Source organism: Candidatus Acidulodesulfobacterium ferriphilum (genome assembly GCA_004195035.1).
GTDB classification, from domain to species: Bacteria; SZUA-79; SZUA-79; order Acidulodesulfobacterales; family Acidulodesulfobacteraceae; genus Acidulodesulfobacterium; species Acidulodesulfobacterium ferriphilum.
In genome coordinates, this window is record SGBD01000002.1 from 24,379 (window position 1) to 39,249 (window position 14,871).

Annotated in this window: 16 protein-coding genes; 14 read left to right on the forward strand and 2 right to left on the reverse strand. The window is 38.9% G+C overall.

The features are described from left to right. Window positions 1–4 precede the first annotated feature (4 nt). The 9 genes from purL to EVJ47_04575 all read left to right on the forward strand — a co-directional run bounded on the left by purL (window position 5) and on the right by EVJ47_04575 (window position 8,505). Complete coding sequence (gene purL, locus EVJ47_04535) at window positions 5–2,335, forward strand: phosphoribosylformylglycinamidine synthase subunit PurL (protein RZD14440.1); 2,331 nt, start codon at window positions 5–7, stop codon at window positions 2,333–2,335. Between the two features lie 86 nt (window positions 2,336–2,421). Beyond that, window positions 2,422–3,828, forward strand: a complete 1,407-nt coding sequence (locus EVJ47_04540; protein RZD14441.1) for an amidophosphoribosyltransferase — start codon at window positions 2,422–2,424, stop codon at window positions 3,826–3,828. Between the two features lie 19 nt (window positions 3,829–3,847). Further along, complete coding sequence (gene pyrE, locus EVJ47_04545) at window positions 3,848–4,402, forward strand: orotate phosphoribosyltransferase (protein ID RZD14442.1); 555 nt, start codon at window positions 3,848–3,850, stop codon at window positions 4,400–4,402. Between the two features lie 156 nt (window positions 4,403–4,558). Beyond that, on the forward strand, window positions 4,559–5,122 hold the full coding sequence (locus tag EVJ47_04550; protein RZD14443.1) for a hypothetical protein: 564 nt from the start codon (window positions 4,559–4,561) through the stop codon (window positions 5,120–5,122). Beyond that, window positions 5,119–6,762, forward strand: a complete 1,644-nt coding sequence (locus EVJ47_04555) for an L-aspartate oxidase (protein ID RZD14444.1) — start codon at window positions 5,119–5,121, stop codon at window positions 6,760–6,762. The genes EVJ47_04550 and EVJ47_04555 overlap by 4 nt, the downstream gene beginning before the upstream one ends. A 220-nt stretch (window positions 6,763–6,982) precedes the next feature. Then, window positions 6,983–7,189: a hypothetical protein gene (locus EVJ47_04560; protein RZD14445.1), complete on the forward strand. Its 207-nt coding sequence runs from the start codon at window positions 6,983–6,985 to the stop codon at window positions 7,187–7,189. A 107-nt stretch (window positions 7,190–7,296) separates the two neighbouring features. Next, window positions 7,297–7,956: a hypothetical protein gene (locus tag EVJ47_04565; GenBank protein RZD14446.1), complete on the forward strand. Its 660-nt coding sequence runs from the start codon at window positions 7,297–7,299 to the stop codon at window positions 7,954–7,956. Between the two features lie 8 nt (window positions 7,957–7,964). Further along, entirely contained in the window at window positions 7,965–8,195 is a 231-nt protein-coding gene (locus tag EVJ47_04570) for a hypothetical protein (protein ID RZD14447.1), read from the forward strand. Window positions 8,196–8,304: 109 nt separating this feature from the next. Continuing rightward, window positions 8,305–8,505, forward strand: coding sequence for a hypothetical protein (locus tag EVJ47_04575; protein RZD14448.1), 201 nt, complete (start codon window positions 8,305–8,307; stop codon window positions 8,503–8,505). A 218-nt stretch (window positions 8,506–8,723) separates the two neighbouring features. On the opposite strand, the gene EVJ47_04580 is transcribed toward EVJ47_04575, so the two are convergent. Then, a complete protein-coding gene (locus EVJ47_04580; protein RZD14449.1) occupies window positions 8,724–9,443 on the reverse strand; it encodes a type II secretion system protein in 720 nt (239 codons plus the stop codon). A 420-nt stretch (window positions 9,444–9,863) separates the two neighbouring features. Here EVJ47_04580 and EVJ47_04585 point away from each other — a divergent pair, with 420 nt between their 5' ends. Continuing rightward, complete coding sequence (locus tag EVJ47_04585; GenBank protein RZD14450.1) at window positions 9,864–10,235, forward strand: FMN-binding protein; 372 nt, start codon at window positions 9,864–9,866, stop codon at window positions 10,233–10,235. Between the two features lie 187 nt (window positions 10,236–10,422). On the opposite strand, the gene queC is transcribed toward EVJ47_04585, so the two are convergent. Then, window positions 10,423–11,142, reverse strand: a complete 720-nt coding sequence (queC, locus tag EVJ47_04590; protein ID RZD14697.1) for a 7-cyano-7-deazaguanine synthase QueC — start codon at window positions 11,140–11,142, stop codon at window positions 10,423–10,425. Between the two features lie 262 nt (window positions 11,143–11,404). On the opposite strand from queC, the gene pstC reads away from it, so the two are divergent. The 4 genes from pstC to phoU all read left to right on the forward strand — a co-directional run bounded on the left by pstC (window position 11,405) and on the right by phoU (window position 14,860). Then, on the forward strand, window positions 11,405–12,349 hold the full coding sequence (gene pstC, locus EVJ47_04595; protein ID RZD14451.1) for a phosphate ABC transporter permease subunit PstC: 945 nt from the start codon (window positions 11,405–11,407) through the stop codon (window positions 12,347–12,349). A 12-nt stretch (window positions 12,350–12,361) separates the two neighbouring features. Then, window positions 12,362–13,291: a phosphate ABC transporter permease PstA gene (gene pstA, locus EVJ47_04600; protein ID RZD14452.1), complete on the forward strand. Its 930-nt coding sequence runs from the start codon at window positions 12,362–12,364 to the stop codon at window positions 13,289–13,291. A gap of 37 nt (window positions 13,292–13,328) precedes the next feature. Beyond that, on the forward strand, window positions 13,329–14,093 hold the full coding sequence (pstB, locus tag EVJ47_04605) for a phosphate ABC transporter ATP-binding protein (protein ID RZD14453.1): 765 nt from the start codon (window positions 13,329–13,331) through the stop codon (window positions 14,091–14,093). Between the two features lie 86 nt (window positions 14,094–14,179). Beyond that, window positions 14,180–14,860, forward strand: a complete 681-nt coding sequence (gene phoU, locus EVJ47_04610) for a phosphate signaling complex protein PhoU (GenBank protein RZD14454.1) — start codon at window positions 14,180–14,182, stop codon at window positions 14,858–14,860. Window positions 14,861–14,871 lie beyond the last annotated feature (11 nt).

Sequence of the window (14,871 nt, forward strand, 5' to 3'; positions counted from 1 at the left end):
TAAAATGGCAATCAAACCAAAAGTGAAAAAGCAGCCGCTTGCAAAAAAACGGGGCAAGAAGCTCGTTGAAAAGGAAAAGGAAAATTATAAGCTATTCGGTTTATCGTTAGATGAGTACAAAAAGATAAATGAACTGTTAGGACATGAACCTGACGATTTTGAACTTGGAATATTTTCGGCAATGTGGTCGGAACACTGCTCTTATAAAAGTTCAAAGGTTTATCTTAAAACACTGCCTACGAAGGGTGATAAGATTGTCATAGGGCCGGGTGAAAACGCGGGCGCCGTGGACTTTGGCGGCGGAGATGCGCTTATTTTTAAAATGGAAAGCCATAATCATCCCTCCTTTATAGAACCGTTTCAAGGGGCTGCCACGGGAGTCGGCGGTATTATGAGGGATATTTTTACAATGGGCGCCCGCCCGATTGCAAATCTTAATTCATTAAGGTTTGGAAGTTGTTTTAATCCGAAAACGCCTTACTATGTTTCCGAAGTCGTCAAAGGGATCGGGTTTTACGGAAATTGCATGGGCGTTCCGACCGTAGGGGGGGAAGTTGTTTTTGACGAATGTTATAACGACAATATATTGGTAAACGCTTTTACGATAGGGATAGTAAAAAAAGACGGAATATTTTTATCTTCAAAATGCGAGGTTGGAAATATTGTCGTTTATGTCGGTTCCGCAACGGGGATGGATGGGATACACGGGGCAACAATGGCTTCCGAGGAGTTTGACTCAAAAAAGAACAAGAAGAGGAGCACGGTGCAGGTCGGGGATCCTTTTACGGAAAAGCTATTATTGGAAGCCTGTCTTGAGGCAATGGATAAAAAACTCATAGTTTCCATTCAAGATATGGGAGCGGCAGGCATTACGAGCTCATCCTTCGAAATGGCCGACAAAAGCGGACACGGTATGATCATTAACCTTGACGCTTTTCCTTTGCGAACGCCCAACATGACTCCTGTCGAGATTATGCTTTCGGAATCGCAGGAAAGAATGCTTCTTGCCACAGGAAGAGAAGATTTCGACGCGTTAAACGGGGTTTTTGACAAATGGGGTTTAAACTGCGTTAAAGTGGGTGAAGTTATAGACGAAAAGACCATAAAGTTCTATTATAATTCTAAACCTTATAAGTCTCTCGATGTCGGCATGGTCGTGAATGGTCCCGCATATAACAGGCCGAAAATAAAACCTGAATATTTACAAAAAATATTACCTGTAAAAATTAATAACTATAAGGTTCCGAAAAATTTAAACGAAGTAGCTAAAAGGTTGATGATGCATCCTAATATAGCATCAAAAAGGCCGATTTTTACCCAGTACGATTACTCTATAGGTACAAATACCGTTACCCCCCCGGGTTTTTCGGCTGCGGTTTTAAGGGTTAAAGGCTGTAACGAAGCAGGCAAAGACGACAGGAACGATAATAATAAGGGATTTTTGTTGAATGTTAGCGGCAATTCCAGATATGCTTACTTAAATCCGTATATGGGGGGTGTCCTTGCCGTAGCGGAATGCGCCAGAAATATTGCGGCCTGCGGCGGAACCCCCGTTGCCATAACCGACTGTCTTAATTTTGCAAGTCCGGAAGACCCTGAAGTTATGTGGCAATTTAGCGAAGTAGTTAAAGGCATTAAAGACGCCGCCACAAAACTAAATACACCTGTTATAAGCGGGAATGTCAGCTTTTATAACGAAACCGCAAAAAAGGAAACAGGCAAAACCATAATTTCTAAAATCTATCCTACGCCGGTAATCGGTATGGTTGGATTTATAGAAGATGTCAATAATGCCGTAACGCCGTATTTTAAAGACGAAGGCGATGAAATTTTTTTACTCGGCAAACTTAAGGGGGATTTGGGCGGCAGTTTATATATGGATTTAGTTCATAAAGATTTTTATCAAAAACCGGCAGGCATCGATTTAGACTATGAAATAAGCCTTCAAAACTGCATAAGGTCATTGATAAAGAGCGGCATGGTGAAAAGCGCCGCGGATATTAGCGAGGGGGGTATTTTTGTTGCCTTAGCCGAAAGCTCTATTACAAATCCGAATAAAATTCTGGGATTTACGGTCGATTTAAATATTAAAGAATTAAGGAACGACGAGATTTTGTTTTCCGAATTTGAACAGGCTTTCATCATAACCTCAAATAGCATTGTTAAGCAAAAATTATTAAAGGCGGCGGGTAATTTTAATGTAAGTTTGTTGAAGATAGGAGCTGTCGGCAAAGATGTGATGAAAATTAATAACACAATAGAGCTAAAAAGTGATACAATAAAATATGGATACGAAAGGGGAGTAGAAAAGATTATTAGCGCCGCCTATATGTAAAGTTGCCCCGTTATATTTATTTTTTTATTTAATTAGATTTTTATAATTTTTAAAACCTTAAAAATCAAAAGAGGTTTTTGTTAAAAATGGAAGAAATTAAAGATGAATGCGGCGTATTTGGCATATATAACCATGAAGAAGCTCCGAATATTACATATCTGGGGTTATATGCTCTTCAACACAGGGGTCAGGAGTCCTGCGGTATTGCATCATCCGATAATAGAAACATATACTTTCATAAAAGTTTAGGGCTGGTAAACGATGTCTTTAAAGAAAATACCCTTTCCCAGTTAAAAGGTAAAAATGCCATAGGGCATGTCAGATATTCGACATCAGGCGAAACACTTCTTAAAAACGCTCAACCCTTAGTTGCGGACTACTATTACGGGTCAATCTCCGTGGCACACAACGGGAACTTAACAAATGCGCATGTGATAAAAGAGGAACTAGAGGAAAACGGCTCGATATTTTCCTCCACATCGGATACCGAAGTTGTAATCCATTTAATTGCCTCATCAACCGAAAGCCTTCTTATAGACAGGGTCGTCAGCTCGCTAAAAAGGCTTAAGGGCGCATACTCCTTTCTTTTTCTTTCGGAAAAAGAGGTGATAGCGGCAAGAGACCCGTTTGGCTTTAGGCCGCTCGTCATGGGAAAGGTTAACGGTTCCATTGTTTTTGCATCGGAAACATGCGCCTTAGATTTGATAAATGCCGTCTATTTAAGGGATGTTGAACCGGGAGAGGTAATATTGGTTAACAACGAAGGGATTAAAAGCATATTTCCCTTTGAAAAAGAAAAAAAATCGCGGTGCGTATTTGAGCTGATATATTTTGCAAGACCGGACAGCCTTTTTAACGGAAAGTCCATTTATAAACTTCGCATTCAAATGGGCATGGAACTTGCAAAAGAAGCTAATGCCGATGCCGACATAGTGATACCGGTTCCGGATTCCGGCGTTCCAGCCGCTTTAGGATTTGCCAAGGAATCCGGCATCGACTTCGAGATGGGTTTTACAAGAAACCACTATGTCGGACGAACCTTTATAGAGCCAAAAAAGGCTATAAGGCATTTCGGCGTTAAGGTTAAGCTAAACCCTGTTTTGGATGTTATAAAAGGAAAAAGAGTGGTTGTCGTGGACGACTCCGTTGTAAGAGGCACCACATCGAAAAAGATTGTGGATATGCTAAAACTTGCAGGAGCAAAAGAGATACATCTTCGCTTAAGCTCCCCGATGGTGACGGCTCCATGTTTTTATGGAATCGACACCCCCGTTAAAGACGAACTTATAGCATCGAAATATAGCGAAAAAGAGATTAATGCTAAGCTTGGCGCTAGTTCGACAAGATTTTTATCGTTAGACGGCTTAAGAAGGGCGGTCGGAGATGAAATGAACTTTTGCGAAGCCTGTTTTTCCGGTATCTATCCGCAGGCAATTTATATAGAAACTCAAGAAAACAGGCAGCTTAAACTGTTCAGTAAAGAGATTTTTTAAGCCTTAGCCGTGTAAGTTTATGGAAAACATAAAAGAAAAAATTTTAACGGCGATAAAGTCCCTTTGTTACGAAAAGAAGGAGTTTACATTAGCTTCAGGTAAAAAAAGCAATTTTTATATCGATTTAAGAAGAATTTCCTTTGACGGCAAATACTTATATCACATCGGCAAACTGCTTTACGAATACATTAAAAGTCATCCGGATTTAAAATTTTCGGTTGTTGCCGGCGTTCCGATAGGAGGCTTGCCGCTTGTGTCCTCGACGATTATTGCCGGTTTTTTAGATAATAATCCTTTAAAATCGGTCGTTATCAGAAAAGAAAAAAAGGATTACGGCAAAGGGAACCTTATCGAACCGGTGCAATTTTTGTCTAAAGATTTCAATATCCTCATTATAGAAGATGTTGTTACTACGGGAGGTTCCATTCTAAAGGCCGTGAAAAGCGCAAGGGACGAAGGTTATAAAATTACCGATGCTTTATGCATAGTCGATAGAAATGAGGGCGGAAAAGAGAACTTAAAAGAAAACGGTGTTATGCTTCATTCTATATTCTTAAGAAGCGATATCGAATAAAATTGTTAAATTCAGTTAATTTATTAATAAGCCATGATTAGAGAAAGCCAAAACAGACATAACTTGCCCGCGGCTTTTTTTATTTTAATTCTGCTTGTGTTAATTTCATCCCTCGATTTTTCAGGGTGCTCTTTTGCCCCGTTATCTAAACCATACATGTATAACAGCCGAGTTCTTCCGGGTAAATTCAGCTATAAGGCGTCTTTAAAGAAATGGACAAGAAAAGCGGACATTTATAACAGGTTCAATACCGTAATGTTCCTCAGGGCCACATTCTTTAATGCCCCGTTCAGGTATGCCTACGCGATGGAGTATGCAAAATATTACATGTTAACCCAAAAAGCCTTTAAGGAAAAACTTAATAAGTCATATTCAAATCTTAACAGGCATATCGGCTTTTTTGTTTCCGTTTATACTCCCCAGAAAGATTATAACAATTTAGATTCTATTCGTTCGATATGGTTAGTCTATTTGATAAATAATAAGGGAGAAAGCGTATTACCGTTCAGTATAAGGCCTGCACAGCAAAAAAGAGTATTTTTAAAGACATTTTTTCCCTATGTTACCGACTGGTCAAAGCAATATATAATTAAATTTCCAAGATATTATAATAAAAAAAATAAAAAGTTATTAATAAGCCCCGCTACCAAATGGATTAAACTAATCATTACGGGAGTGAACGGGAGAGCTGTTTTAAAGTGGGATTTTAACACGCCGTGACACATTTTAATGTTCTAATTATAGGTTCTGGAATAGCGGGTCTTTCTCTTGCAAATAGATTCGGCGAAACGGTTTCCGTCGGCATATTTACAAAAAAAGAGGAAGCGGAATCCAACACAAATTACGCTCAGGGGGGGCTTGCCGCCGTTATGAATCTTACCAAAGATTCTTATGAAAAGCATGTAAAAGATACATTAGCCGCAGGCGACGGTTTATGCGACGAGGATGTCGTCAGAATGGTGGTGGAAGAGGGGCCGGGTGTCGTACGCGACCTTTTAGACTGGGGGGTTAATTTTGCGAAACACAAAGAAAACAATGAGGAATTTGATTTAGGACGAGAAGGCGGGCATTCCGAAAGAAGGGTCCTTCACGCGGGGGACATCACCGGAAGGGAGATAGAAAGGGCATTAGTCGATACATCGAGGAAAAAACCTAATATAAAAATATTTGAGAATCATATCGGGGTAGATTTGATAACGACGCATAAGCTTAAAGCCGAGAGAGAGAAGAAAAATAGGATTTTGGGGGCGTATTTTTTAAATAAAAATATCAATAAGGTTATAACGGTAAGCGCGGATGTTGTCGTTTTGGCAACGGGCGGCGCGGGAAAGGTTTTTCTATATACATCTAATCCCGATATATCCACCGGCGACGGTGTTGCAATGGCAAAAAGGGCAGGCGCGAATATTGCCAATATGGAGTTTTATCAGTTTCATCCAACCATACTATATCACCCTGAGGCTAAATCTTTCCTGATATCCGAGGCCTTAAGGGGAGAGGGCGGGGTTTTGAGGCTAAAAGACGGAACGCCCTTTATGGATAAGGTTCACCCTTTAAAGAGCTTAGCCCCGAGGGATATTGTGGCAAGGACGATTGACTTCGAATTAAAAAGAACGGGGGATGATTGCGTCTATCTCGATATGAGTCACAAAAGCAGGGAATTTTTAGAGAAAAGGTTTCCCGATATATTTAAAACCACTTTAAGTTTCGGCATAGATATGTCAAAGAAATGGATTCCGGTCGTTCCTGCCGCCCATTATCTTTGCGGGGGGGTGTTGACCGACAAAAAGGGGCTTACATCGATAGACAATTTATATGCAATTGGCGAGGTAGCCTGCACCGGTCTTCACGGGGCAAACAGGCTTGCAAGCAATTCGCTTCTCGAGGGATGCGTTTTTGCAAAAAAGGCTTATGAGGCAACAGTCCCGATGTTTAAAAAAGACAAGGGGTTTGGTAAGGGCAAGGCAGGAGCGGTTTCGGGCATGAATATACATAGCGGTGAGCCTGTTACACTGCCCGAGTGGAAAGATTTTGGGCTGGAGGTAGCGGACGAGCTGATAGTTATAACGCATAACTGGGATGAACTCCGGCGCGCTATGTGGAACTATGTGGGTATTGTCCGTTCAAACAAAAGACTTGAGAGGGCAAAAAGAAGAATAGACAACCTCATAGCCGAAATCAAGGAATATTACTGGAATTTTAAAATATCTCCCGATTTATTGGAATTAAGAAACATAGCCGAGGTTGCAAACCTTATAATCACATCCGCAAGCCTAAGAAAAGAATCAAGAGGAACACACTACAATATTGACTATCCCTATAAAGACGATACTGCGTTTAAGCACCCTACAATACTTTAATTCAACAATTAACAATTAATCCCGCTGTTTCTAAGTTCTTCCATTTTATTTATTCTCTGCTTGTAATTTCATTAAAATTTCACAAAAATTTCATGAAATTGACACAATTCCGTCATAATCCTGTAACATAAATATGGTATAGTGGATTTAAATAAATTAAATCAAATTAAAATTAAACTAAACCTGAATCAAAAAAGAAAGGGAGGGATTTATCGTGAAAATGAAAAACAATTTTAATATTTTTTCTCTTTTTAAATCAAAGCAAAAGAAGCTTCGAAGAAAACAAAAAAGCTATAAACAAATTATGAAGGAAATATCTAAAAGAATAAAAGAACAGAAGGATTTTGAAGATTTATATATACGGCTGATGAAAATAAAAACATACGCCTCTCTTAAAAAAGCCGGAATAAATGTGGAAAAATTATAAGCCGAAACGGAAATGGAATTATATCAATGCAGAATATATGATATAATAATACTGTGCTTTTAAAACTTTAATTTGCAAGAATAATAAAAATATCTTAGAGGTTTGCAATGCAGGTAGATACTAACGAAAGGATTAATCTTATAGAAGATGCCTTATATAAACTTACGATAAATGTCGATAACTTGACAAAAAATATAAATAATTTTCATAACGAAATGTCCGAATTCAAGGAAGAGATGTCCGAATTTAAAGACGAGATGTCCGAATTTAAGGACGAGATGTCCGAATTTAAAAAAGAAACGATAAAAGACCGCAGGAATATGAATAAGCAGTGGGGCGACCTTGCGAATAAGTTTGGAACCCTTGTGGAAGATATAGTCCTGCCTTCCGCAATACCTTTGATAAAAAGATATTTTAATTCTAAAGCCACCACTTCGATGCCGAGACTTCACAGAAAAATTGACGGTAGAGAGGGGGAGTTCGATCTTGTGATAGCGGATGAAGGCAAGCTGTTTTTATTCGAGGTAAAATCCTCTTTTTACAGGGAATATTTAAATGATTTTATTGAAAATATAAAGGGGTTTAAAGAGCTGTTCCCTGAATATAAAGACAAGCAAATTATTTCCATATTTGCCTCCCTAAGCTTAAACAATAAAGCCGTAAAAGAATTAACGGACAAAAATATTTACGCCATGGCTTATAAGGAATGGGATTATATGGACCTGCTGAATTTTAACGATATAAAAATGTCCGATTTTAAAGCTTAATAAAAAATATGACCCAAATACTTAGAAATTTTGATAACGAAAGTCTTAAAGATAAATCATACTCGGCATCAAATTATTTTAACCTGCCTGAGGGAGCCCCTTATCAACTTATCGAAGGAGATTTAATAATGAGTCCGTCGCCAAAACGGCTTCACCAAGCCCTGCTTATGAGTTTAGCGGATTCAGTCTATAATCATGTTAAAAAAAATAATTCGGGCTATGTTATCCGTCTCCCATAGATGTGTATTTAGACGATAAAAATGCATATCAGCCAGACATAGTGTTTGTATCCAAAGAAAACAGTTCCATTTTAAGAGAAAGAAAGAGGTATAGACGGAGCCCCCGACCTTGTCATCGAAATACTTTCTTCATCAAGCAAGGATTATGACGCTGTTCGGAAAAAAAGCGGTTTATGAAAGGCCGGGCGTAAAAGAATACATAATAGTCGATCCGACAATAAAACCGTTGAATCCTTTATTAATAACGAATCTAAAAAATTTACCCAATTTCAAAAGCAGGATTATAAGAAAAACGGCGGCAAGTTTTTGATAAAAACCCTTTCTTTAGAAATAGGCCTCGGAGAGCTGTCCAAAGCGGAATAATTCTTGGAAATTAAATATTCCTTTTTGTTTGCCGCAAACTCCTCAAAAAAACTTACCCCCGCAAATGCAGGCGGGAGTAAGAATACGGAGGCTGGCGCTTATATAAAAGCATTGCTTTTATGCCAGCCGAAGTGAATAAATCTGACACCTTTTTCTATTTATTTTTTAATCTGTACCTGTCGGACATGGATATAAATAGAAGCCGTCGGTATTGCCGTTTGCGTCGGTTACCGCGTAATAAAAATAGCTGTCTTCAGTATAACCGTTAGAATAAACGTAGTCGATATTGCCCAGCGGGGTGATGTATTCGTTTATGGGTACCGTAATATCAACGGGGGTGGCGCCATTATCGCACGTTGGCGTTACGGTTACCGGCGTGCCGCCGTTTCCTTTTGAGGAAATTTTCCCTTGTGCAAAATTCAACCACCATGAATTTCCCGGAGCCGTTGCGGGCGGTTTACCGGAACCTCCGGAATTATAAACGGTTCCAGTTCCCGCGCCTGCGGTAGTCGAAGCCGAATAATTAGGCAATAACAAAAATGGATTTTCATACGGATTTGTTCCGGACGTTGTCGTAGTAGGAGCGGTTAACTTAAACGTTATTACTCCCGTTCCCTGAGCCACGGTTAAATAGGTGCTTAAATCGTTATTCACCAAATTCTTTGAAAGCTGTGTCGTCAACCCTTCGCCCAGCGAACCGACTACGCCCTGCGAAGCCGCCTTGTTTGCCGAGCCCGTTAAATTTACGAACTTAGGCAGGACGACAGCCGCCAGAATGCCTATCAGCAAAATGACCATAACTAATTCGATAAGGGTAAACGCCCCGCTGTCATAAATAACCCTTAAGCCTTTTCTCCTCGCTAAATCATGAGATTTACTTCCCATAAATTAATCCTCCATAAAAAATTAATAAAAATAAATTTCACATTAAACTTGCCAAATTATATTAAATAATAAATAAACATAAAATACCATATTGTTTTTATTATACATCCCGATTATTTTAAAAATCAAACAAAAAATTTAATATACATTATCCCAAATCCCGATTTAGAAATTTATTTTCTGGATTCCCGCTTTCGCGGGAATGACTTTGAGAGGATTTATCGTTTCACCCGTTGGGTGTCATTCCTGCGAAAGCAGGAATCCATATTTACTTAGCATTGGAATATATAAATATTTTCTAAATCGGGATTTGGGATTATAATCAAAGTATAAATATTCTGTTAATATTCTTGATATTGATATAATATATACATTGGTATAAAATAAAAAAATTAAAATTGCATAGGGAGGCATTTTTTTATGATTAACGACAAAATCATCGAAATTCTTAAACACGAAGGACCGGCAAGTTTTGCGACGAATGGAACGGACGGAATTCATATGGCCGCAACATGGAACAGTTATATCGAGGTTTTAGATAATAGCACTCTTTTGATTCCAGCGGGCCATTTAACAAAAACGCAAAGGAATATTGAGGCGGGCAGCGAGGTTCAAATGATACTTGCTTCCAAAGATGTTGCCGGCTTGCAGGGCAAAGGCGCAGGGTTTTTGCTTAAAGGCAAGGCGAGGTTCGAGGATAGCGGAGCTAACTTCGATAAAATGAAATCCCGTTTTAACTGGGTAAGGTCGGCGATGGTGTTTAATGCAAAAGAGGTGACAGAACTCACATAATAAGGTCATTTGGCATTGGCTCATTGTTGGATTAACGCTTTGCTCCCTTCCTTCGGCATCTCCGGCACGCAAGGGCGGCGTGCGCCTTTCAACGCGTGCCTCCGATATGTGAAGTTTATCCTAAACTTTCCTGCTTCCTTCGGAATGACAAACAAATTAGAGCGTTGCATTCAGTATTGATTACCCCTTATTTATAATACTTGGTTGGGTCTTTAATTTCAGCCTCTTCGAATCCTCTTCTCCTTAAAATGCAGGAGTCGCACACCCCGCACGCCAGACCTTCTATCGGGTCATAACAGCTATGGGTCAGCTCAAGCGGCGCGCCGATTTCAAAAGCCCTGATAATTATATCTTTTTTGGTTAATTTAAGGAGCGGCGCATTTATCTTAAAATTTATTTCACCCGTTACCGATGCTTTAGTAGCCAGATTTGCCATTTTTTCGAAAGCCCTTAAATAGCCAGGTCTGCAATCGGGATAACCGCTGTAGTCGATATAGTTAGCCCCTATAAAAATGTCGCCTGCCATGTTAACCTCCGCAACGGCAAGGGCATAAGACAAAAATATCGTATTCCTTGCAGGAACATAAGTTATCGGAATATCATTTTTGCCGCCTGCTTTTTTAGGTTCGCTCTTATTAATCCTGTTTTTCGGCACATCCATAGACAAATCTACTAAAGCCGAGCCTTTAATTTGACCGAAATCTAAATTGACGATGGCATGATTTTTTAAATTAAAAAATTTAACTATCTTTTTCGCGTGTTCTATTTCGGTCTTGTGTCTTTGGTTGTAAAAGAATGTAAGGGGAATAACCTCGAAGCCTTCATCTATTGCAATCTTCAGCACAGTGGCGGAATCGAGTCCCCCGCTAAAAAGAACGACGGCTCTTTTATCGTTCGCATTGTGCATATTTTTTAGCTTATCCATTTACCTATTATAATATATATTGTCATAATTTGGGATATATTTTTAATTCCGCGCCACAATCTTTGCCGCTAATTCGCTAATTGTAATAAAAATTTAACATAACTGTAATAAAACCGTAATATTGAAATGATAAAATAATAAAAACAAAGATTTTTTTAATGAAAATCCTAAACGGATATGTTATAATCGGACAAAATTTGATAAAGGAATATTAACTTAGAAAAAAGGAAGGTTTTTTATCCCGATGTTTAATCTAAAATATAAAGACGACCTGTATAAGTTTATCCTTTCGATTTTTGTGTTATCCGTTATTTCGGTTTTTTTAATAGCGGTTACCGTTATACTTTTTTATAGCTACCCCGCAATTATCAGGTACGGCTTTCCATTTTTATGGGTTAAGGAGTGGAATCCTCCAAAAGAGGTTTTTGGCGCGCTCACCTTTCTTGCCGGAACTTTTATGGTAACATTTCTTGCTTTATTGTTTGCCATACCTTTTAGTTTCGGCATAGGTATATTTCTTCAGGAATACTGCCCGTTATTTTTAAGAGGAATTTTTACCGTAATCATAGAAATGCTGGCAGGGATACCAAGCGTTGTTTTCGGCGTATGGGGTGTTTTAACCATAGTTCCATGGCTGAGGGAATCCGTCGAACCCTTTTTTGACAGACATTTTTCGAGCATACCGTTTTTAAAGGTCGAGGAGAATATCGGATACGGAATACTTGCGGCAAGCATTGTCGTGGCGTTTATGATTTTACCTATTATATCATCCATCACGAAAGACTCTTTAGCATCCGTCCCTAAAATTGCAAAAGACGGAGCGCTTGCTATGGGGGCTACAAGGCTCGATGTCATCAAAGATGTTTCGCTGCCTTATGCATTGAACGGGATTTATGGGGGAATAATACTGGGTTTCGGTAGGGCGGTGGGAGAAACGATCGCCGTCGTGCTTCTGATAGGAAATCAGGCTATCGTTCCAAAGTCTTTGTTTAGCGTCGGCTATACGATATCGGCCGTTCTTGCCAATACTTTTACCTTTGCGGTAATCAGCCCTATATACGCATCCGCCGAGGTTGAGCTTGCGCTGATACTGTTGGCCGTCAGCCTCATAGTTAATATAGTCGGAAGGAACATATTGAACAAGGTGATAGGCGGAAGGTTTAACAGGTCGCAATTTGGCGGGGGTTGATTAAGAGGTTTTATGGCAGAACTTGCAAATATTAAAAAGGATGACGATCCAATGCCGGTATTCCCTATAAACAGGGGATATATTAAAAGAAAAAAATTTTATAATAGCATTGCGGTATTTTTTGCGGTAATGGCTTTCATTATAGGCGCCTTTCCGGTTTTTCACATTATTTATAAGGCGGTCGCCTTAGGACATAAATACCTTAACTGGAGATTTATTTCGACTCTGCCCACCGGTTTTCCTATCGGAGCGCAGGGCGGAATATTAAACGCAATTATAGGCGATGTTTATCTTATAGTTATTGCTTCCATTTTTGCCGTTCCGCTCGGCATAGGTTCCGGATTATATTTATCCCTTTTTGGAAAGAAAAGAACAAATACTTTTCTAAGGCTGTTAAACGAATTAATGATAGGAATTCCATCGGTGGTTTGGGGTATTGTGGGTTTTTATGTATTTTCCACAAATGCCGGCTTAGGTTTTCATTTTGGTTTTTCTGCCCTTGCAGGCGGGCTTACGCTTGGTTTTATTATGACTCCTATTATTGCCCTGTTGACCGAACAGGCTATAAATCAGATTCCCGCAGGTTATATAGAGGGGGCTCTGGCTATGGGCGCGACAAAATGGCAGGCGACAAAATCGGTTATAATGAAAGCGGCATTAGGCGGTATATTTACGGGGATACTTTTAGGTATAATGAATATTATCGGACAGACGGCCCCGCTTTTATTTACAAATTATTATAATACAGGCTTGCCTACGGGGATTACCGGTCCCGGCGGCGCTGTGGGCGATCTGGCAATGCTGATTTTTATATACATTCACGAACCTTCCAAAATTTTGCATATCAAAGCCGAAGCGGCTTCGGTTGTTCTGCTTTTTTTTATTTTTGCGATAGATTTGGGGTTAAGGCTTATAAACTATTTGACGAGAAAATTTTTATAATAATTTTTGATTTTTTTAGAAGGGGCAAAAACTTAATATGGCGGAACAAAACGAGATTAAAGTCGAGGTTAAAAACCTAAATTTTTATTACGGAAATTATCATCTTTTGAAAAATATTAATCTATATTTTAAAAGAAATTCGGTTTGCACCTTGCTTGGCCCTTCAGGATGCGGAAAATCGACTTTTTTAAGAACTTTAAACAGAATGAACGATTATACCGAGGGGGCTAAATTAACGGGTGAGGTTTTAATAGACGGAAAAAATATATACGATAAGTCTGTCGATGTTGTTGAGTTAAGAAGAAATATCGGCATGGTCTTTCAAAGCCCGAATCCGTTTCCCAAATCTATTTTTGATAATATTGCTTTTGGATTAAAAATACACGGGATAAAAAATAGGGAGTTTATTGCCGAAAGGGTTGAGAAATGTCTTAAATATGCTGGTCTTTACGACGAGGTAAAGGATAAACTTCATAAGTCGGCTTTTTCTCTTTCGGGCGGCCAGCAACAAAGGTTATGTATTGCAAGGGCTATCGCGACAAACCCGTCCATTCTTTTGATGGATGAACCCACCGCTTATTTAGACCCTGCCTCGGCAAGCATTATATTAGATTTGATTACGACATTCAAAAAATATTATACCATTATAATAGTAAGCCATAATATTCAGCAGGCAGGCAGAATTTCCGATTACAGCGGATTTTTTCTTGACGGAGAACTCATAGAATTTGACGAAGCGGGCAATTTCTTTACAAGGCCGAAGGACAAAAGGACGGAGAATTTTATAACCAGCAGGTATTAAAAATAATAAATTTTTGTTAAAATATAAATATAATATCAGGGACAGACTTAAGTCTGTCCCTGATATATAAAGGAGAGGAATTGCCGGTGAATGTATTAGATAATGAGCTTGCAAAATTGAAAAAAAATGTTGTCGAAATGAGCGAGATTGTTAATAATCAGCTCAACAATGCTACCATATTTCTTTTCGAAAGGGATAAAAAACTTGCCGAAGACACTATTAAAAATGACCTTAAAGTAAACTCGATGGAAGTCGGTATTAATGAAAACTGTATAAAACTTCTGGCATTATACCAGCCCGAAGCCGCCGATTTAATGTTTATAACTACATCGATGAAAATAATAACCGACCTTGAACGGATGGGAGATTTATGCGCTTCTATTTGCCAGATAGGGCTTAAGCTGACGGATGGTTCTTCGTCTTCGGAGGAATTTAAGTGCATTTATTCATATTTCGAGGATGTTGCAAGAAGGGGCGACGAAATGCTTAAGATGGCGATAAAGATGTATTCCGACGGGGTAAAAGATAACATAGGACTGAAAGACATTATCATAAAAGACGAAAATGTTATCGATGTATTGTCCCATAAAATCGTCGTCGATATTATAAATAACTCTTTAAATAATTTAAAAGCATTGGAGAACAATATAACTTATATATTTATCGCGCGAAAATATGAAAGGTTTGCCGACCACGCCCAAAAGATTATGGAGTTATTACTCTATATGGACTTAGGAAAAGATTTAAGGAACCTGCCCGAGTTTTAAAAGTTAAATAA

Excerpts from the sequence above, each read along its gene's own strand:
- purL (RZD14440.1), top strand. The coding sequence starts at position 5 with ATGGCAATCAAACCAAAAGTGAAAAAGCAGCCGCTTGCAAAAAAACGG.
- EVJ47_04540 (RZD14441.1), top strand. The coding sequence starts at position 2,422 with ATGGAAGAAATTAAAGATGAATGCGGCGTATTTGGCATATATAACCAT.
- pyrE (RZD14442.1), top strand. The coding sequence starts at position 3,848 with ATGGAAAACATAAAAGAAAAAATTTTAACGGCGATAAAGTCCCTTTGT.
- EVJ47_04550 (RZD14443.1), top strand. The coding sequence starts at position 4,559 with ATGTATAACAGCCGAGTTCTTCCGGGTAAATTCAGCTATAAGGCGTCT.
- EVJ47_04560 (RZD14445.1), top strand. The coding sequence starts at position 6,983 with ATGAAAAACAATTTTAATATTTTTTCTCTTTTTAAATCAAAGCAAAAG.
- EVJ47_04565 (RZD14446.1), top strand. The coding sequence starts at position 7,297 with ATGCAGGTAGATACTAACGAAAGGATTAATCTTATAGAAGATGCCTTA.
- EVJ47_04570 (RZD14447.1), top strand. The coding sequence starts at position 7,965 with ATGACCCAAATACTTAGAAATTTTGATAACGAAAGTCTTAAAGATAAA.
- EVJ47_04580 (RZD14449.1), bottom strand. The coding sequence starts at position 9,443 with ATGGGAAGTAAATCTCATGATTTAGCGAGGAGAAAAGGCTTAAGGGTT.
- EVJ47_04585 (RZD14450.1), top strand. The coding sequence starts at position 9,864 with ATGATTAACGACAAAATCATCGAAATTCTTAAACACGAAGGACCGGCA.
- queC (RZD14697.1), bottom strand. The coding sequence starts at position 11,142 with ATGCACAATGCGAACGATAAAAGAGCCGTCGTTCTTTTTAGCGGGGGA.
- pstC (RZD14451.1), top strand. The coding sequence starts at position 11,405 with ATGTTTAATCTAAAATATAAAGACGACCTGTATAAGTTTATCCTTTCG.
- pstA (RZD14452.1), top strand. The coding sequence starts at position 12,362 with ATGGCAGAACTTGCAAATATTAAAAAGGATGACGATCCAATGCCGGTA.
- pstB (RZD14453.1), top strand. The coding sequence starts at position 13,329 with ATGGCGGAACAAAACGAGATTAAAGTCGAGGTTAAAAACCTAAATTTT.